Below are 19,288 nucleotides of genomic sequence, written 5' to 3'. Positions count from 1 at the left end.
ACATACGCATTTGCCTAAAGATTGACGTATCGTGTGAAAGTCTGTTCCAGGAGCATAATCAAGAGGCAGGTAGGGAAAACTGAATGGAGCAAAAAAAGATTTCAGCAAACGGCTGAGTTCAGATATCCTTGCCTTTTAAAATGTGGACAAATTGTGAATATCATAAAAAGCTATTGTAATGTGAAAAATATCACACTATAATAAGCGCATGAAGTGAAATAAATCACAAGAAGCAACGAGTTATCTAAGTGAAAGTATTCACAATTATTATACATTTTATGCCCACACACCAAGGAGGAATTCAACATGAAAGTAGCAGTTATCGGATGTACACACGCAGGTACGGCAGCCATAGTCAACACAGCTAAATGTTATCCAGATGCCGAAATTACGGTCTATGAGCGTAATGACAATATTTCATTTTTATCTTGTGGTATTGCACTGTATGTAGGTGGTGTCGTCAAAGATCCGCACGGATTGTTTTATTCGTCCCCAGATCAACTGGCTGATATGGGTGTAGTGACCAAGATGCTTCATGAGGTAACGAGTGTAGATACAGCGGGCAAGACGCTGCATGCACGTAATCTCCAAACAGGTGAGGAATTTACGGATACATTTGATAAATTGATTGTGACTACTGGATCGTGGCCAATTATTCCGAAGCTGGAAGGCATTGAACTTGATCATATTTTGCTCTGCAAAAACTATAATCATTCGAATGAAATCATTGAGAAAGCCCAGCACGTACAGAACATTACTGTCGTGGGAGCTGGATACATTGGTGTTGAGCTGGTAGAAGCTTTTCAAATGAACGGTAAGAACGTAACACTGATCGACAGTGCTGATCGTATATTGAATAAGTATTTAGACCATGAGTATACAGACCGGATTGAGAATTCCCTGAGAGAACATGGCATTAAGCTGGTACTTGGCGAGACAGTAAGTCGTTTTGAGGGGACTAACGGTAAAGTAAGTAAGGTCGTGACCTCCAAAGGAGAATATGAAACAGAGCTTGTTATACTCTGTATCGGTTTCCGACCTCAAACGGATCTGCTCAAAGGTCAGGTAGATATGTTGCCTAACGGTGCGATCATTGTGGACAATTATATGCAAAGTAGCTGCCCAGACGTGTTTGCAGCAGGCGACAGTTGTGCAATTCGTTATAATCCGACCGGCAAAACAGCTTATATCCCATTGGCGACCAATGCGGTTCGTATGGGTACGCTGGTGGCACGTAATCTGGTACAACCTACCATTGCCTACATGGGAACACAAGGAACCTCGGGTATCAAAATTTACGAAGACAATATTGCAGGAACAGGAATGACGGAAGCCGCAGCAACGGACGAGGGGATGACTGTAGAAGCTGTAACCATTGAGGACAGCTACCGTCCTGAGTTTATGCCAACTTCTGAAAAGGTGTTGCTGAAGGTTGTATATGAGCAGGAGACACGGAGAATTGTTGGGGCACAAATTATGTCGAAGGTCGATTTGACGCAATCCATTAACACCCTGTCTGTAGCCATTCAAAATCATATGACCATTGATCAGTTGGCCTTTGTCGATTTCTTCTTCCAGCCGCACTATAACAAGCCTTGGAATTTCCTGAACGCGGCAGGTTTGCAGGCATTGCCTATACTATCCGAACGGAACCCAGTTACTGTATAATCCGATTTGTCTGTGACATTGTTCATAAGTTTGTCAACAATCTGAAAGCGTACGGATGAATCCTTATAGTACAATATAGAGAGCATAAGGATTAGGGGGAGAAGTAGATAATGGGTTTGTTTTATATCCTTTTTCTTGTAGTTGTCGCAGCCATCGGTCTGGGCGGAGTACTTTGGTTCTTGAAAGCCGTTGAAAAGGAAGAATATAATTAAATGTAAAGCGCATAGCAGCGCAGTAGCAGTAGATGTAATAAAATAGAAAGACAGTCCTTTTTCGAGGGCTGTTTTTTTTTATAGCTAAGAAAGTGATTTTTTTCACAAACAAAATCACTGATTTTAAATAAAATATGAAAGAAGAATATTTTGTTTAAAAGATATTAAAGGAGCGGGGGCAGATGGCAAGCTATAAACCGGGGCAAATTGCCGAAAAGACGGTGGAAACAGGAGTGGCCAAGGCGAACAACCCGTGGACTGTGGCGGTGGTATTGGGATTTTTGGCAGGTGCATTTATTGCACTCGGGTTTTTGCTGGATATACGCGTTATTGCAAGTGCACCTAAAGAATGGGGAAGCATTGCTACCTTTATTGGAGCTGCGGTGTTCCCTGTAGGTCTGGTGTTAGTTTTGATAGCTGGTGGGGAATTGCTGACCGGCAATATGATGGCAGTCCCTTTGGCAAGATGGGCAGGACGAATTAAGACAGGAGCCATGCTTCGTAATTTGGCAATTATTACGCTCAGTAATTTTGCAGGTGCATTATTTGTTGCATTTTTCTTTGGGCATGTTCTAGGCTTGACCGAAACGGGTCCTTACCTGGATAAAGTGGTGGATATGGCAGGACATAAGCTGCATGAAAGCTTTTTGCAGTCTTTTATATCAGGTATAGGATGTAACTGGCTCGTAGCACTTGCTGTATGGTTAGCGTACAGCACAGACTCCGTTGGTGGAAAAATTATGGGAATTTGGTTCCCGACCATGGCCTTTGTTGCTATTGGATTCCAGCACGTTGTTGCCAATATGTTTCTCATTCCGGCGGCTATATTTGCAGGTCATTTTTCGTGGGCAGAGTATGTTATGAATTTCATTCCGGTCTGGTTGGGGAATTTGGTAGGAGGCAGTCTGTTTGTGGCTGGAGCCTACTGGCTGGCCTATCTGAAAAAAACTCAAGCCAACACACATTCCGTGAATGAACCTCAAACTACTTCTTCAGTTACATCCAAGCCGTTGAGTGATCATGCATAATCACGTTACTTTATGAAGCAATAAACAAAGCAAATCCGCCATGACAGGCCCGGGGGAACGAAACCTGTCATGGCGGATTTTTTTGGGAGTGGTCCATGATTTGGCATGGAGGATGAGTGTGCTCTCGTCCATAATGCCTTGATCTCTTTTACCCTGGGTATGTAATGATGAAACAGAATGATAAAAAAAATAATTATACTTTTTTAAAATCCGTTTTGCTCTATGCAGCAGACGGATTTTTTTTTATATTTTGGAGAGCTACTGTGTGGTAAAATCCTTCTCTTGCCATAGGCCAAAGCTGTAGATATGATAAGAACAGTGTAATTTTTGGAAACGGTAACGGAAAGGAGCATTTAACCATGGATCATCGCAATAGCGCGCCTCTTGAGGCCACACTTCAACAAAATCTACAAAGAGGACAGCGGATGACGGAGCAGCAGAATGGTATTTTTCCGGCTGTATGCCCGTTGGATTGCCCGGATACGTGTGGGCTCCTGCTTCACAAGGAAGATGGAAAGATAGTCAAGGTGACTGGTAATCCGGATCATCCCATTACCAAAGGGGCTATATGCAACAAAGTCCGCAATATGACCGAGCGCGTATATGATCCGGATCGGGTGCTTTATCCGTTGAAGCGTGTAGGTGCCAAAGGGGAAGGGAAATTTGAACGAATTAGCTGGGAGGAAGCGGTCGATACCATTACAGGTCGGTTCAAGGAGCTGATACGTACGGATGGACCGGAATCCATACTCCCCTACAGCTTTTATGGCAATATGGGCGTATTGAGTGTGGATGGAATGGATCGTCGCTTTTTCAATGCACTGGGTTCAAGCCAGCTGGATCAGACGATTTGTAGCGTGGCTGGGAATGAAGGCTGGGCATCCGTTATGGGGTTTAAGGGCGGCACGAGCCCGGAGGATACAGAAGATGCAGAGCTCATTATTGTATGGGGTGGAAATGTCATAAGCACCAACATGCATCAGGTCGTATTGGCTGAGAAAGCACGTAAAAAAGGTGCTAAGGTGGTCGTAATTGATGTTCATCGCAACCGGACGGCGCAATGGGCGGATTGGTTCATTCCATTATATCCGGGTACGGATACGGCGCTTGCGCTGGGGGTTATGCATGTACTGTTTGATCAGGGACTGACAGACGACGAATTTTTACATCGCTATACTGTAGGTCACGAGGAACTGCGCGAGCATGTTAAGACCTATACACCAGAGCGGGTTTCGCGGATTACCGGCGTGCCGAAAGAGGATATTATCCGTTTGGCGGAAATGTACGGAAAGGCGCGAGCGGCCTATATCAATATTGGAAATGGGCTTCAGCACCATGATAATGGCGGTATGAACGTACGCGCAGTTACATGCTTGCCTGCACTCACTGGACAATGGTTGAAGCACGGCGGAGGAGCGTCGCGCTCCAATGGCGCTTATGCCAAGATTAACAGCGCCCATCTGGAGCGTCCTGATCTGCGACAGAACCCGGATGCCCGGGTGATCAACATGAACCGGATTGGAGAGGCGCTGCTACAAAAGGAACAGCCGATTAAGGCGTTATTCGTATATTGTAGTAATCCGGTAGTTGTAGCACCCGATTCGCAACGGGTAACGGAGGGATTTGAACGAGAGGATCTGTTTACGGTTGTTCATGACCTGTTCCTTACTGATACGGCCTGCTATGCAGATATTGTGCTGCCTGCTGCGTCTTCTTTTGAAGGAACAGATCTATACAAATCGTATTGGCACCACTATATCCAGATGCAGAAGCCTGTTATTGATCCGTTAGGTGAAAGCAAAAGCAATTATGAGCTATTTAGCCTGCTCGGACAGGCAATGGGCTTTGATGAAGCTGCCTTTACGGAAAGTGAAGAGGATATGATCGCAGGCGCGCTTGATAATCCAACGAACCCTTATCTCAATGGTGTAACCTTGGATGCCTTAACAAAGTTGCCTTTTGTAAAGCTCGATATGACGCCAAAGGCTACTTATTTGGAGCGTTTAACTACTCCTTCAGGCAAGATCGAGTTGTATTCGGAAAAGATGAAACAAGCAGGTCTGCCTGCATTGCCCTCCTATGTACCGCTGGTCGAAGGGTATGACGGAGAGCATCGGCCGCAAGCGGATGACCGTTTTCCATTGATGTTTGTTTCACCGCCAAACCATAATTTTTTGAATTCTACATTTGCTAATTTGCCCAAACATCAGCGCTTGGAACGGGAGCCCTTGCTGCAAATTCACCCGGAGGATGCTCAGGCAAGAGACATCGCAGATGGTGATCCGGTTACCGTCTGGAATGACAGGGGAATGTATGAATTGAAAGCCAAGGTCACCGATCTGATGCTGCCCGGCACGGTGATTAGCCAAGGATTATGGTGGAAAGGCAAAGGACGCAGACAGCGCGCCAATGCGTTAACCTCTGACCGGCTGTCGGATATGGGGCAGGGGGCTACTTTTTTCTCAACGGTGGTGAATGTGAAGCGCCAATGAGAAACTGCCTTTCATGGCGCCAGGTGCAAAAGGAGAAGTAAAACATATGAAATGGTTGGAGTCTTATCCGAAAGAAGTAAAAGTATTTCTCATTGCCAGCCTGATTAATTCCGCCGGAAGTTCCCTCATGTGGCCGCTCGTTAGCATGTATGTATTTGACGAACTGAACCGTAGTATGGAAGATGCGGGGATTGCAATTTTAGTGCAGTCTTTAGGCGGAATTTTCGGTCAAGTGCTGGGCGGAGCCCTTTATCATCGTATTGGAGCCAAGCAACTGATTGTCGGCTCACTGGCCATGAATGCGTTGGGACTTCTCTCGCTTCCATTTACCAGTGGTCATTGGGTAGCTTTTGTCATCATGATGGGCATTATCGGCTTTTTTAATGTAGTATCCGTGCCTGCGATTCAGGCTTTTGTAGGTTTTCGTTTTGCTGACCGACGTGGAGAGCTGTTTAATATCATTTATGTCGCGAACAATATTGGGGTGGCACTCGGAACGGGACTGAGCGGCGTTCTGGCCGACCTTTCCTATCAGCTCAGCTTTGTGATGAACGGGGTGACTTCTGCGGTATTTGCTGGATTCTTCTGGTCTTATCTAAGCAGGGTAGATCGGGAAGAGGGAGAAGTCCAGCTCAGCAAGTCTGTGATGAAAAAAGAAGAAATACCCGCTCGGTTGCTGTTTCGTGATACCAGGCTGTATCTCTTTGTGGGGTTAGGCTCGCTTTTTTTTATGGTTCGGCAATTCGATCTGGAATACGGGAGTCTCTCCCCATATTATTGAACAGGGCTTGCCTAAAACGATGTATGGATTATTATGGACGTTGAATGGTATTCTCATTTTTGCCGCACAACCTATTATTTTCTGGATCAAACGGCTGTACGCTCATCACGCTTCTGCGCAAATGACATGGGCTGGAGGATTTTATTTGGCAGCTTATATTGTCATACTGGGCACACAGAACTATACTGGGATGATATTCGCTATGGTACTGGCGACTCTGGGAGAAATGCTGATTGCACCTGCGGTTCCAGCATTCCTGTCTGATCATGGAGGTCGGGGCGCCCCCTTTTACATTGGACTTGTGGGGGGCATTGGTGCAGCCGGACGGGTGATGGGACCTTATTTTATGGGAAAGTTGTATGATGGCGGTGGGTTACCTCCTACACTTTGGCTGGCAGCGGGCGTAGCGGTGTTGTCGATTCTATTTTTCGTCCTGCATAGCTGGTTGAATCGTTACCGTCACAATATGGGTGATTTTGACACTTCTTCCAAGATGGACGTTCCCAGTCCTTAAGTCCTAATAAAAGTTCAGTAATGAGCTGCGATTATGGTACAATAAGTGACGAATGGTTGCAGTTATTGCTTCAGGAAAGCCTTCACAGGAAGGATTGAAAGGAATTGTTTACAAGTCAACCCTTGACGATACGTCATTCGGAGATGAAGGATGCTCCTGATCTGATTGCGCTGGATGAATTGGTATGGAATGAACGCACGGCTCCTGCTTCGCTGTCATGGAAGTCGCGCGGAGAGTTTCTGCGCAATACGCCTCCAGGCTCTCAACTGGTTGCCATCGAACAGGAAGTGCTCTGCGGGTATATTGGATTTCGTCCTCCAACGCTGTTGGCTAGTAATTGTCATGTGCTCGAAATAAATATAGCTGTGCGTCCAGACTATCATCGCAAAGGTATTGGGACGGCGCTCATGAACTCCATGAAGGAGATTGCAGCTGCGGAGGGCATCCGCAAGTTAAGTTTGCGTGTACTGTCCTGTAACACGGAAGCCCTTATGTTTTATGAAAAATGCGGTTTTGCAATTGAAGGGCGGCTGCATGAGGAGTTTTATATCGCAGGCCAATTTGTGGATGATGTTCTAATGGCCTATTTCTTAAAATAGACCGGATGATACAGACAGGCAGCAACATTCGGTTGTGATGTCCAGTTCATAATCAACAACGCCGCAGACCTGATCAGGCCTGCGGCGTTGTTGTGCAGTACAAGGCTATCGAAGTTGCTTCCATTCATTCTGGAGCATACCATACACTGCGTGGTTCATATAGCCATCTGGCAGCAACTCTGCTTCGCGTACAATGCCTTCGAGCACAAAGCCCAGGCGTTCTGGAATACCGCGGCTGCGGCGGTTTGTCGTTGCACAACGGATTTCGACCCGATGCAAGTCCAACTCCATCAACGCATATTCGACGAATACGCGGCAGGCACTGGTCATGAGACCCTGTCCTTCGTAACCGTGCCCAAGCCAGTATCCGATGCTAACCGAACGGTGAGCCCAATTGATCTCATGGTAGCTGATGATGCCAGCAAGCTCGTTGTCTATCCAAATTCCAGCGGTCAGGCTACCGTTCTCTGCGGCTTGTTTCAAGGCGCCTTGCACGAACTGCTCTGTATGGCTGATTTCCGTGGTGGAGTCTACCCATGGAAGCCATTGACGCAGACGGTCACGGGACATTTCGATCAGCTCAAACAGAGGCTGCACATGCTCCTTGGTGAGCGGCCGAAGGACTGTGCGTTCGTCCAACGCATATGTAAACATGATTAATCCCCTCTTTCACTCGGAAAATCGCTAAACCAGCCAGTCTAGCATTTAATCCCATGCTACCTTATTCTGCGAGAGTCGTCAAAAGGGAGAGGAAGCTTCAAACTTTATAGGTCCCACCCGGAACCGCCCCTGCTCGTATACATATTTCAGATCCAAATCCCCTACAAATTCGCTTGGCGATACGCTACCGGATACAGTGGCATGGAGTGGGAATTGTTCGGCGTCATACATTACAACAGAGCTAAAATCGAGATGCTTTGTAAACTGGGCTGGATCATCGTAAAATACAGACGCTTTGGGGTCCATCGTGTGTGTAGTACCGTCAATCATAACAGCGATATGTACCTGGCGGTTGTGGTCACGTAGCTCCACGGAGCTGTGTACTCGCTGGGATACAGCATTTTCCGCTGATTCAACGGCATATTCCTCCATTGTCTGTACGTTAACAATATGCAACTCCTGCAATTCCACACCCGTTCCCGAGGCACGCGTGAGAATGACAACGGCTTCACGGATCCCGTCTTCGTTTACATCTCTGTAAAATAACTGTGGTGCGGTGGAAATATCCGCCGAGCCCGACCACTGGAATGTTCGGCGCTGCTGGCCGATTTCCAGTACGGCTGAATGAAAGAGCCCCTGAGACGGGCTCACGGCATATAAGCGGACAGATGAGTCTTCTGGCGCGCTGGCCAGCGGATGAGATAATGCAGTTTCGGTCACCATGCTTGAAGAAGGATGATCGGTAGTCATAACGGAAGAGGACAGTAGCATAGACAGCAGGATGACGATCAACAGCTTAAACACGGGTGGGTCTCCTTTTCCGGTAAAATAAAAGATATATACACTATAACGAATTTATTTGCCGAAAATGTTAACTCTTTTTCATAACTTGCATCTTTTTTTGCTGAAGAGAGCATCCCGATTTTCATTTTATTGAGTTATGCGGTGTGAAAGGGTATATTTAAGGGAACAGGTTGTATACAGATTATACGGAAGAAAGGTTGATTAGTGTGGAGAAGCCGATTACTCCCCCCAATTTTATTAAAAATGTTATTGAAGAGGATTTACGTACGGGTAAGGTCAAGGAGGTTGTTACACGCTTTCCACCTGAACCCAACGGATATTTGCATATTGGACATGCTAAAGCCATCTGGATCAATTTCTCGTTGGGAGATGAATTCGGAGGACGCACGAACCTGCGCTTTGATGACACCAATCCGGCGAAGGAAGACACGGAATATGTGAACTCCATTCAGGAGGACGTAAAGTGGCTTGGCTATGAATGGGAGGAGAAACATTTTGCCTCCAATTACTTTGAAGAGATGTACAAGCGTGCTATCCTGCTGATCCAAAAGGGGAAAGCCTACGTAGATGACCAAAGTGCGGACCAAATCCGTGAAACGCGCGGAACACTGACAGAACCGGGACAAAACAGCCCCTATCGGGATCGCAGTGTGGAAGACAATCTGAAGCTGTTTGAAGAGATGCGTGCAGGCAAATACCAGAATGGTGAAAAGGTGTTGCGTGCCAAGATTGATATGGCTTCGCCAAACATCAATTTGCGTGACCCGGTTATTTACCGTATTTCACACACGGCCCATCACAATACAGGCGATACCTGGTGCATCTATCCGATGTATTCCTATGCTCATCCGCTGGAAGATGCAATTGAGGGCGTAACCCATTCGCTTTGTTCGCTTGAGTTCGAAGATCAACGACCACTGTACGATTGGGTTGTAGCTGAATGCGAGATGGAAAACGTACCTCATCAATACGAATTTGGACGGCTAAATCTAGCTCAAACGGTAACCAGCAAACGTAAGCTCAAGCTTCTGGTTGATGAAAAACACGTAGACGGCTGGGATGACCCGCGGATGCCAACCATTTCCGGTTTGCGTCGTCGCGGCTATACGCCAGAGGCCATTCGCAGCTTCGTATATGAGACAGGCATTTCCAAAGCCTACGGAGTCATTGATTTGCAGGTGCTGGAGCATTTTGCACGTGAGGATTTGAAGCTTAAGGCTCCTCGTACGATGGCAGTTATAGATCCGTTGAAGGTGGTCATTACGAACTATCCTGAAGGACAAGTGGAAATGCTGGAGGCGGAGAACAATACAGAAAATCCGGAGCTTGGAACACGCCAAATTCCGTTTTCTCGTGAGATTTATATTGAGCGTGAGGATTTCATGGAGAATCCGCCGAGCAAATACTTCCGTTTGTTCCCTGGTAATGAGGTGCGTCTCAAACATGCTTACTTCATTAAATGCAACGATGTCATTAAGGATGCGGACGGTCGTGTAACGGAGATCCACTGTACCTATGATATAGAAACCAAGAGTGGATCGGGCTTTACGGGACGTAAAGTGAAAGGTACAATCCATTGGGTTGAGGCTACTCAGGCTGTTCCGGCTGAATTCCGTTTGTATGAGCCATTGATTAACGCAGAGGAACCAGAGGTGCTGGAAGAGGATGGATCGGAAAAAACATTCCTTGATCAATTAAATCCGAACTCTTTGGAAATTGCTCATGGCTATGTGGAGCGGAATATGAAAGAAGCACAATCGCAGGACAAGTTCCAATTTTTCCGTCATGGTTATTTCAGTGTAGATCCGAAGCTTTCCAAACCGGGTGAGCCTGTATTTAACCGTGTGGTATCATTGAAAAGCTCTTTCCAATTGCCTAAGCAATAAGACGTTGGAAACAGTGGGACGGATGGTTGCTTCGTGCGACCAAGTGAAAAGGAGTCTGCCAACGGCAGACTCCTTTATTTTACGCACAACCGTTCTTCAGAGCATGACCATTGACTTGGAGACACTCTATTGTCGTTGTGGTGCTTCTTCTATTGGTTTATGCTCGCCTGGTTTGTGCTCGCCGCCATGCCCTGGCTGGTAGCCGTTCTTGTACAGCATATACCACATGATAGCGAATCCCGCAGAGCCCAGCAGGGCGAAGAAGACACCTGCATGGTACATCATTTCACCGCCGAAGTTCTGGAATAGCCAACCGCCAGCAAAACCTGCTACGATACCGGATATACCACTCCAGGTCAAGGTATATACGGCCTGTCCGGATGATCGGTATGCTGCAGGAGTGAACAGGACGGTCAACTGGGTGCCTACATAGAAATATCCACCGAAGGTGACACAATGAAGTGCCTGAATGAACACGATCTGGATCGGGTCTGTAGCCAGCGCCATGAGTTCCCAACGTAAGGCAAATAGCAAACTGACGAGTGCCAAACAGCCGACCATCACGGTCATTTTTTTCCTCAAGAAGCGATCAAACAGTAAAAAGACAATAATTTCGAATACCGATGACATAAAAACGGCAAAACCAAGCATCAGCTTGGACCCACCCAGTTCGGTGATGTACAAGGACATAAAGGCGCCGTTGATTGAATTAGGAATTGATACAAGGATGCCTAACAAAATGAAGGATATGAAATATCCGTTTAATATAATACTGCCAAAGCCACGCAAATGAATGGTTGCCGTCTCCACAGTGCTTTTCAGTGGTGGAATTGCCAAAGTGCAGATCAATGCAGCTAGAAGAAGTATCGTAAAGATAGTCGATATACTGGATACTCCTGTGTGGTCAACAACGATGCCGGCAACTGCCGCAGTCACAGCCCAACCGAAGGAACCCCATATGCGAAATGAACCAAATTTCCGGTCTGTGCCCTCAATATAACTGAGAATCAGGGTATTGCTTTGGGCAAATAACGGGCTTTGAAAAAAGTAAAAGCCAATCATCGACACATAAATCATGACATACGTGTGAACATGAAATAAAGCTTGGAGCAGTAACAGTGTACCTATAATCATAAATAGTAGGATACGTCGGAGATTTCGGCTGCGGTCGCTTGTATATCCCCAGAAAGGATTCGCGAATACAGATACAAAAGGTCCGATGGCCATCAGACTCCCGATTTCCAGCTTGTCCATGCCGATATCTTGTAGATACAACGGAAAGAAGCTGGAGAAAATGACCATAGCTCCATATAGAAAAAAGTTATATAGCTTTAGGGAATATAGGGGAGTCTCTTGAATTTCTCTCTTTTGCAAGACAAGCCATTCCTTTCTTAGCCCGATAGAGAACTACGCACCGATGTCGATCTGTGGGAATGTTCTTTATTCCAATGTATCATGTGTTGAAAGGGTTAACAAACCAATAAAATTACAATTATGTAAATTTCAATTTTGTCCAAAATTCCATATGCATATTTGTGATTGTTTTTAGAAAAAAAGGAGGAGTTTTCCGTGGAAGTGACTGGTATTATCATCGCAGGAGGACGTTCCAGCCGAATGGGACAGGATAAGGCCCTGCTTGAGATTGAGGGAGCTACTATGCTTGAACGGACATTTATTACCTTACAGCAGGCGGTCCAACGGGTGGTAGTAGTCACTCGTGACGATCAAGAATATGGACTGAGCGGTATTGAGACTATATCTGATATCTATCCGGGTATGGGACCCTTGAGTGGTATTCATGCAGGCTTATCTGCATCTACTACCGAATGGGGAATAGTCGTGGCCTGTGATATGCCTTTTGTACAGCTGGAAGTGCTGCAAGCCTTGCTCGTTTTAACTGAAAAGTGGGCGGCACCCAAAGAAGTAGCGGAATCACCACTGCAAGCGGTAATTGCTTCTGTGGCTGGACGTATGCATCCTTTGCTGGGAGTGTATCATCGGAGCATACTGCCATCTGCTGAGGAACGTTTGCGGAATAAACGGCTCCGTCTCACCGAATGGTTGGAAACGTTGAATGTTCGTTATGCCACTATAGAGGACATGCCGGGAGTGACAGAGAATATGTGGCACAATGCCGTGTTCAACATGAACAAACCTCAGGATTACAAGCTTGTGTTAGAGCAGTTCCGGAAGGATTAGAAGCATTTAGAGAATATTAGGCAATGAATTTGGGGGAGTACATAACATGCTGGAAGCTATTATTCATGCCGTTTTATTGGCATTGGGATTGATTTTGCCTTTAGGGGTACAAAATGTATTTGTGTTTAATCAGGGGGCGTCCCAGTCGCGGTTTCGCAATGCCTTGCCTGCGGTCATTACAGCGGGTGTCTGTGACACCATTCTGATCACGCTTGCAGTTGGGGGAGTATCCCTCATTTTGCAGCAATTTCTATGGCTCACGAATGTGCTTTATGCGGCGGGCTGTTTTTTTTTGCTGTATATGGCTTGGACTCTTTGGAGGTCCAAGGCTGCTTCCTCGGGAGAAAGTCAGCCGATGCTGCCGAAACGCCAGATGATCTTTGCCGCTTCGGTATCGCTACTGAATCCACATGCCATACTTGACACGGTTGGTGTAATTGGAACCAGCTCCCTTCAATATAACGGCGGGGAACGTTGGGCCTTCGGTCTGGCTGCCGTGTCAGTATCGTGGATATGGTTTGTGGGTCTGGCAACGGCGGGGCGGCTTGTAGGACGTATGGATTCAGAAGGAAAGTTTGGTACTATGCTCAACAAAATATCGGCACTGATTATTTTGGGTCTGGCCATTTATATGGCGATAACTTTTATGACTAGTATGTGACCCAAGCCTTGTTAGAAGAAAAATTTCAATAAAGCGAATACCCCGCTCAAAGCAAAGGGGACACCGATCAAAAACAACATAAAGGCCAGACAGCCTGCACCATTTACACCGCCAGCAATTCGGGCGTCCCGAGGGTTGGCCGGATTGTATAATACCTTAATCTTGCTGCCAACCCGGTTGAGGCTGAGATTGGTACTATAAGGATTCCAGAATTCCACGACTTCACCTGAAGCGGTATAGAAGCGTACCTTTAATCGGCGGGTGTAGCTGGTATCTACCGGATCATCACGGTCAAAAGGAACGACATCTATGTCTACTTCGATATGCGCGTCAACGATTTGCCCTTTGGTACGGACCCAGTGGCGTTTACGATAACGGTGGCGACGGATCGTTCTGAATCCGAAATAGATGAGCAGCAGACCGATCAAGCTGAACAACGGCATGAGCAGATCGGAGCTAAAATGAAACCAGTACACATTGAAGTCAATTGAAATGATAATCTACTCCTTTAAACAAGCGATAAACAATATATCGGAAATACTTAGGAATAGTTTAATTTTTCCATAGAGAATAGGGTGGAGATGAATGGAGTATAAAAAAAAGATCCGCTTCCCCGGGAAGTGGATCTTTTTAATAGCTGTGCGGACTACTTCTTGCTCGTTTGGGACATGTCAAAATCAACATCCTCGATAAATTCGATAACCTCACCATTAGGGCTGTGGACTAATGCATTGGTGACTAGTAGAGGAGGTTCGCCAAGTGTAAGCTGATTGGGTTCCACAAAGGTTCTTGCTCCGTGGACAAGGGCTTTTTGGTATATTTCATCCACATTGTCTACGTAAAATGCGAGGTGTAATAAAGCCCCATGAGCAATATCCTGCTCGGATGCAGCCTTTTTCCCTTGGGCAGGAATGACGGCATCGTTATCAAAGATCTCGAGACAGGTTCTTTGGTCAGGTGAGATCAGCATGGAAGCTTCTTGAATCCGAAAGGATGGAAGACTCCAGTGATGTCCTCTTTTAAATCCCAGTACTTCGGTATAAAATGCAATGGTTGCTTGATAATCACGGGCTTGGATGGCCACATGAGCTAGTCCCTTCACACTCATTTCAGATCCTCCTTATATGTAAGTAAACCTTATTATATGAATAATTATGTGCTACATATATATTTAAAATAAGCTTTTTATACTATATTGGTTATGAAACCGAAGATATTTTAGATGAAAAACGTTACTTTTTAAATTCGAATCAGGAGGTACTTGATATGCAGCATCACATAGACGAGATAGACTACAAAATCATGAAATTGTTACAGCATGATGCGCGAATAACGATTTCCCAAATCAGCAAAGAAATTTCGATGTCACAACCGTCCGTTAAAGAAAGAATGACCAAGCTCGAAGAACGAGGGATTATTTCTGGATATAATGCTGTATTTAATTTACGGGAACTGAATCGAGGGACAACTACGTTTATTCTGATAAAGACAGAACATTGCCAAGAGCTGATTGATTTTTGTAAGGAGGCGAAGGAGGTTACCGATTTGTTTCGCATCAGCGGGGAATTTAATTATCTCATTAAGGTACAAAGCGCGTCTGTAGAGGAAATTGCAGAGTTTCAGGATTCACTAGTCAAGCTGGGGCCTTCCAAATCGCATATTTGTATGAAAAATATACTGGAAAACAGGGTTTTGTTGTAAGTCATCCGGCAACGCATATTTGGAACATAAATCATTCAGAAAGCTATTATTCGTAACATTAAATTAAGCAAATAATTTGGATGAAATAAAAAAAAGTGACGCTGAATTACACCAGCGTCACCGTAATTCCTTGCTTCAGACGTTCCACGTCCTGAAGCTCGATCTTGCCGGCCATGGCGTGCAGAGCTGCCGCCGTGCCGCAGGCCGCTCCCTGTCGTAGCATGGCAGGGAGCTCCAGCCCCGCCACCGCGCCGCTAACCAGCCCGGCGACCATGGCGTCACCGCTGCCGAGCGCGCTGACAATGTCCGCGTCCGGCAGGCTTACGCGGTAGCGTGCATCGCGCGTTACCGCTAGCGCCCCGCGTGCGCCGAGCGAGATGACTGCCAACTGAGCTCCGGCTTCCAGCAGCTGTGATGCCGCCGCTTCAGCGGCATCTGGGCGCGTGGCGTCGATCCCCGCGAAGCGGGCGGCCTCTTCCTCGTTAGGCTTTACGAGGTCGGGCTTCCCGCGCAGCCCCAAGCGCAGCGCTTCGCCGCTCGCGTCCAGCGCCACGCGCGCGCCGCGTTCCTTTGCCAGCGTGCACAGCTCGGCATACAGATCGGACGGGCAGCCGGGTGGCAGGCTGCCGGAGAGAACGACCCAAGCCGAATCCTCGGCAAGGGTCGCGATTTTGCGCCGCAGTGCGGCTAGTTCAAGCGGCCCAACGGTCGGGCCGCTCTCAATCAGCTCGGTCTGCGTGCGGGCAGCCGGGTCGAGCACGGTTATGGCGAGACGGGTTTCCCCGTATGCCGTTTCGATGAAATCGGCGCTTACGCCCTCCGCGCTCAACCCGTCGATGAGCAGCCGTCCGGTATGTCCAGCTACAAACCCGGTCGCCCGTACAGGCTGACCTAGCGTGCGAATGACACGAGCGGCATTCACGCCCTTGCCGCCTGGTACCGTTAAGCCCCCTTCAATGCGGTGGACGGCATTCAGTCCAAAGCCTGCAACCGTGTAGATTTTATCCACTGCTGCGTTAAGCGTTACGGTGGTAATCACAAGGCATCACTCCTTTAAGAAATCAGCTTTAAGCCCAATGCTGCGGCAAGAATCATGGCGATGAATAAAACACGCAGTACGCTTTTTTGCTCACCATACAAGAACATGCCTGTAATCGTACTGCCGACGGTTCCAATGCCTGTCCATACGGCATAAGAAGTTCCCATCGGCAAACTTTTCATGGCGAAGCTGAGCAGAGAGAAGCTAAGAATAAAGGATAAAATCATAAGTGCTAAAGCCTTCCACCCTTTACCGACCGTAACTCCCTTCATGCCGATGACTCCAAGCACTTCCGAGCAGCCCGCGATAACCAATGCAATCCAAGCCATTATGCACCACTCCCTTCCTGAGCATCACGATCGGTAACTAACTTCAAGCCGATCACACCTGCTAGCAAAAGGGCGATTAGCAGCGTTTTGGACCATTGAAACGGTTCCCCGAAAAGCAGCATTTCGCCTACGACGGTTCCCCCTGTCCCCAGTCCGGTAAATACAGCATACACCGTGCCTACAGGCAGACGCTTTGCAGCCTTCATGATTAAATAAAAGCTGGCCACCACAGCCAGCACAGTTACAGCCCAGGTGAGTTCAGAATCTGCATGCTTCAAGCCTGATACCCATACGACCTCAATCAGGCCTCCAACAAAAACGTAAATCCAACTGCGATTCATGATGAATTTCTCCTCAATTCAGTATAATTTTCAATTACGACTGCTTCACCCTTCATGAGATGAAGTTAACGTAATCCCACGCCAAAAAATAGGCCATGCAGCGTTCAGCCTTCGGTGGTAGTTGGTGCTTCCGCTGTACAGCAGCTCTACCATGATTCCATCCACCAGCGTCATGTAGGCTAAGGCCACATCCGCTGGCTTCATATGTCCAAAGGGTTCCCGATCCCGTACATTTCGGAGGCGACGAGTTAATTTTCGCTCCATTTGTTCCAGGAAAGGATTCACAATATTCAGTACCTCGTTATATAAAGATACAGGCGGAAAAAAGGAAAAACGAAGCATAAACTTGGCTGAGTTGTTGCCCTCATATTCCTGTTCCATCCAGAACAAGAAATTATGCAGTGTATGCTCCAGCGACTGTTCTTTGCGTTCCGTAAAGTATTCAAAAATACGTAAATTCTGCTCTTGAAACGCGTAACTTGCCACCTGCAAAAACAAATCCTCCTTACCCTGAAAATGCGCATATATAGACGGTTTTCGGATTCCAACCTCGGCGGCAATACTGCTCAAGGATGCTCCCTCATACCCATTGGCGGCAAATTGGAAAAGAGCGGCCTTTCGAATCTCTTCCATTCCCATTATCATCACCTACCTAACGTTCGTTAGTTTATTTTCACATGAAAAAAAGTAAGTGTCAACCCATCGACATTTCATTATGTACTCTGGATTTTTTTTATTCAACATTTAAATAAAAAAAGTGGGAAGAAATAAGGGGCTCATGTACAATATAATGAGGAATACCTGTTCAAATGCAGTCCATTGGAAGTGAGGTTAGTTATGAGGCGAAGCTTACTGGCCGTATTGATCGCGGCTATGGTGTTTATTATTTATTATTTTGGCTTGTTTAATTACATCGGTAAAAATGAAGGAACTGTCATCAGTATTTTCTCTACCTTGACGGTTATTTCCATAAGTCTGATTATTTTCACGGAGAATCGTAATCCTTCCACCACCATGTCATGGATTTTGCTGCTGGCGTTGTTGCCAGTCGTTGGACTTCCTCTTTATTTTTTATTTGGGCAAAATGTATTCAAGCGCCGTAAGTATGACAAAAAGGCATTGCGTGACCAACAGGCGTATGAGCGTATCGAAAAGGATGCTTTGCGGGTCAAACGAGATCTGACCTGCTTTACAGATGAGCAGCAGCAGTTAATGCGCCTGGCCCGGAGATTGGCCCGCTCCCCGATTTATTTTGCGACAGAAACCCAGATTCTGAATAATGGAGATGAAACCTTCTCCACGCTGCTCGAAGAACTGCGCAAGGCGCAGCATCATATCCATATGGAATATTACATTTTCCGCTCGGATGATATCGGTACCAGCATTCAGAAAATTTTGATTGAAAAGGCTAAAGCGGGTGTTAAGGTTCGGTTTATGTACGATGCGGTCGGTAGTATTCAGTTATCGAAGGCATTTTTGAAGGAAATGAAAGATGCAGGAGTCGAGGTTGTTGCATACGGCGGCGCTCGGATTTTGTTCTTCTCCAGCCGGGTAAACTACCGTAATCACCGTAAAATTGTAGTTATCGACGGTAATATTGGATTAATCGGTGGCCTAAATGTGGGAGATGAGTATCTCAGCCGCAATAAAGCCTACGGCTTTTGGCGTGACACACATATGATTGTGAAAGGCGAAGCTGTGCGGACGCTGCAACTTATATTTTTACAGGATTGGCTTCATATGACGGGCGAATCGGTGCTGGATAGCGAATATCTGTCTCCCGATATTGAACCGATCACGGACGGCGGCGTACAGATTATTGCCAGCGGTCCAGATAACGAGCGGAGAGTGCTTAAAAATCTGTTTTTCTCCATGATTACATCCGCTCGAAAATCCGTCTGGATTGCCACTCCTTATTTTATCCCGGATGAAGATATCCTGACTGCTTTGCGGATGGCTGCTCTATCCGGGTTGGATGTGCGTATTCTGTTCCCCGCGAAACCGGATAAATGGCTGCCTTTTCTCGCATCCCATTCGTACTTCCAATCGTTGCTAGAGGTGGGAGTCAAGGTATATGAATATGAAAAAGGGTTCCTTCACTCCAAGCTTCTCATTATTGACGGGGAAGTTGCGACTATTGGGACAGCCAATATGGATATGCGCAGCTTCCATTTGAATTTTGAAGTGAACGCTCTGTTGATTCAAACACACAGTGTGCAGCAGATGGTGAACGACTATGAGCGAGATTTGCACAATGCCAGCTTGATCGTACGTGAGGAATTCATGAAAAAGCGTCTGTTCAAACGTTTGATGGAATCGCTCGCTCGGCTGCTTTCACCACTGCTGTAATGTACAAACGATGAGCTGTGGATAT

The 19,288-nt window shown here is 46.6% G+C and carries 18 protein-coding genes and 1 pseudogene; 10 read left to right on the top strand and 9 right to left on the bottom strand.

Annotation, left to right across the window (positions count from 1 at the left end):
- Positions 1 to 306 precede the first annotated feature (306 nt).
- The 5 genes and pseudogenes from C400_RS0112295 to C400_RS0112270 all read left to right on the top strand — a co-directional run bounded on the left by C400_RS0112295 (position 307) and on the right by C400_RS0112270 (position 7,294).
- A complete protein-coding gene (locus tag C400_RS0112295) occupies positions 307 to 1,668 on the top strand; it encodes an FAD-dependent oxidoreductase (protein WP_017427159.1) in 1,362 nt (453 codons plus the stop codon).
- Positions 1,669 to 2,062: 394 nt separating this feature from the next.
- A complete protein-coding gene (locus tag C400_RS0112285) occupies positions 2,063 to 2,908 on the top strand; it encodes a formate/nitrite transporter family protein (protein ID WP_017427158.1) in 846 nt (281 codons plus the stop codon).
- A gap of 359 nt (positions 2,909 to 3,267) precedes the next feature.
- A complete protein-coding gene (locus tag C400_RS0112280; protein ID WP_017427157.1) occupies positions 3,268 to 5,400 on the top strand; it encodes a molybdopterin-containing oxidoreductase family protein in 2,133 nt (710 codons plus the stop codon).
- A gap of 46 nt (positions 5,401 to 5,446) precedes the next feature.
- Positions 5,447 to 6,695: pseudogene (locus C400_RS0112275) on the top strand (MFS transporter).
- A gap of 104 nt (positions 6,696 to 6,799) precedes the next feature.
- A complete protein-coding gene (locus C400_RS0112270; RefSeq protein WP_016822850.1) occupies positions 6,800 to 7,294 on the top strand; it encodes a GNAT family N-acetyltransferase in 495 nt (164 codons plus the stop codon).
- Positions 7,295 to 7,399: 105 nt separating this feature from the next.
- On the opposite strand, the gene C400_RS0112265 is transcribed toward C400_RS0112270, so the two are convergent.
- Together C400_RS0112265 and C400_RS0112260 are read right to left on the bottom strand one after the other, a co-directional pair.
- Positions 7,400 to 7,948 (bottom strand): GNAT family N-acetyltransferase, encoded by a 549-nt coding sequence (locus C400_RS0112265; protein WP_013373475.1) that lies wholly within the window; start codon positions 7,946 to 7,948, stop codon positions 7,400 to 7,402.
- An 84-nt stretch (positions 7,949 to 8,032) separates the two neighbouring features.
- Positions 8,033 to 8,758: a hypothetical protein gene (locus tag C400_RS0112260; protein ID WP_017427156.1), complete on the bottom strand. Its 726-nt coding sequence runs from the start codon at positions 8,756 to 8,758 to the stop codon at positions 8,033 to 8,035.
- Positions 8,759 to 8,964: 206 nt separating this feature from the next.
- Here C400_RS0112260 and C400_RS0112255 point away from each other — a divergent pair, with 206 nt between their 5' ends.
- Entirely contained in the window at positions 8,965 to 10,644 is a 1,680-nt protein-coding gene (locus C400_RS0112255; protein ID WP_038978192.1) for a glutamine--tRNA ligase/YqeY domain fusion protein, read from the top strand.
- A 126-nt stretch (positions 10,645 to 10,770) separates the two neighbouring features.
- On the opposite strand, the gene C400_RS0112250 is transcribed toward C400_RS0112255, so the two are convergent.
- Complete coding sequence (locus C400_RS0112250) at positions 10,771 to 12,018, bottom strand: MFS transporter (RefSeq protein ID WP_016822853.1); 1,248 nt, start codon at positions 12,016 to 12,018, stop codon at positions 10,771 to 10,773.
- Positions 12,019 to 12,213: 195 nt separating this feature from the next.
- On the opposite strand from C400_RS0112250, the gene mobA reads away from it, so the two are divergent.
- The gene (gene mobA / locus C400_RS0112245; RefSeq protein WP_017427154.1) at positions 12,214 to 12,843 is read left to right on the top strand and encodes a molybdenum cofactor guanylyltransferase; all 630 of its coding nucleotides are present in this window, start codon (positions 12,214 to 12,216) and stop codon (positions 12,841 to 12,843) included.
- A 46-nt stretch (positions 12,844 to 12,889) separates the two neighbouring features.
- Entirely contained in the window at positions 12,890 to 13,504 is a 615-nt protein-coding gene (locus C400_RS0112240; RefSeq protein WP_017427153.1) for a LysE/ArgO family amino acid transporter, read from the top strand.
- 11 nt (positions 13,505 to 13,515) lie between these two features.
- Here C400_RS0112240 and C400_RS0112235 read toward each other — a convergent pair whose 3' ends face one another.
- Together C400_RS0112235 and C400_RS0112230 are read right to left on the bottom strand one after the other, a co-directional pair.
- A complete protein-coding gene (locus tag C400_RS0112235) occupies positions 13,516 to 13,980 on the bottom strand; it encodes a DUF3592 domain-containing protein (protein WP_016822856.1) in 465 nt (154 codons plus the stop codon).
- 170 nt (positions 13,981 to 14,150) lie between these two features.
- A complete protein-coding gene (locus tag C400_RS0112230; protein ID WP_017427152.1) occupies positions 14,151 to 14,612 on the bottom strand; it encodes a VOC family protein in 462 nt (153 codons plus the stop codon).
- A 158-nt stretch (positions 14,613 to 14,770) separates the two neighbouring features.
- Between C400_RS0112230 and C400_RS0112225 the strand changes: the two genes are divergently transcribed.
- Positions 14,771 to 15,205 carry an Lrp/AsnC family transcriptional regulator gene (locus C400_RS0112225; RefSeq protein ID WP_017427151.1) on the top strand — a complete coding sequence of 145 codons (435 nt, stop codon included), beginning with the start codon at positions 14,771 to 14,773 and terminating at the stop codon, positions 15,203 to 15,205.
- Between the two features lie 106 nt (positions 15,206 to 15,311).
- Here the strand turns inward: C400_RS0112225 and C400_RS0112220 are convergent, their stop codons facing one another.
- From C400_RS0112220 to C400_RS0112205, 4 genes are read right to left on the bottom strand one after another with little or no spacing between them, the layout of a single operon-like run.
- Positions 15,312 to 16,244, bottom strand: a complete 933-nt coding sequence (locus tag C400_RS0112220) for a 1-phosphofructokinase family hexose kinase (RefSeq protein ID WP_017427150.1) — start codon at positions 16,242 to 16,244, stop codon at positions 15,312 to 15,314.
- Positions 16,245 to 16,258: 14 nt separating this feature from the next.
- Positions 16,259 to 16,573, bottom strand: coding sequence for a DMT family transporter (locus C400_RS0112215; RefSeq protein WP_016822860.1), 315 nt, complete (start codon positions 16,571 to 16,573; stop codon positions 16,259 to 16,261).
- On the bottom strand, positions 16,573 to 16,914 hold the full coding sequence (locus C400_RS0112210) for a DMT family transporter (protein WP_017427149.1): 342 nt from the start codon (positions 16,912 to 16,914) through the stop codon (positions 16,573 to 16,575). Before C400_RS0112210 ends, C400_RS0112215 begins: the two co-directional genes overlap by 1 nt.
- A gap of 45 nt (positions 16,915 to 16,959) precedes the next feature.
- The gene (locus C400_RS0112205) at positions 16,960 to 17,553 is read right to left on the bottom strand and encodes a TetR/AcrR family transcriptional regulator (RefSeq protein ID WP_017427148.1); all 594 of its coding nucleotides are present in this window, start codon (positions 17,551 to 17,553) and stop codon (positions 16,960 to 16,962) included.
- Between the two features lie 198 nt (positions 17,554 to 17,751).
- Here C400_RS0112205 and cls point away from each other — a divergent pair, with 198 nt between their 5' ends.
- On the top strand, positions 17,752 to 19,263 hold the full coding sequence (cls, locus tag C400_RS0112200) for a cardiolipin synthase (RefSeq protein ID WP_017427147.1): 1,512 nt from the start codon (positions 17,752 to 17,754) through the stop codon (positions 19,261 to 19,263).
- The last annotated feature ends 25 nt before the right edge of the window (positions 19,264 to 19,288 follow it).

This window comes from Paenibacillus sp. ICGEB2008 (assembly GCF_000307675.1).
Lineage (GTDB): Bacteria > Bacillota > Bacilli > Paenibacillales > Paenibacillaceae > Paenibacillus > Paenibacillus polymyxa.
This window is presented reverse-complemented; position numbering and strand designations above follow the sequence as displayed.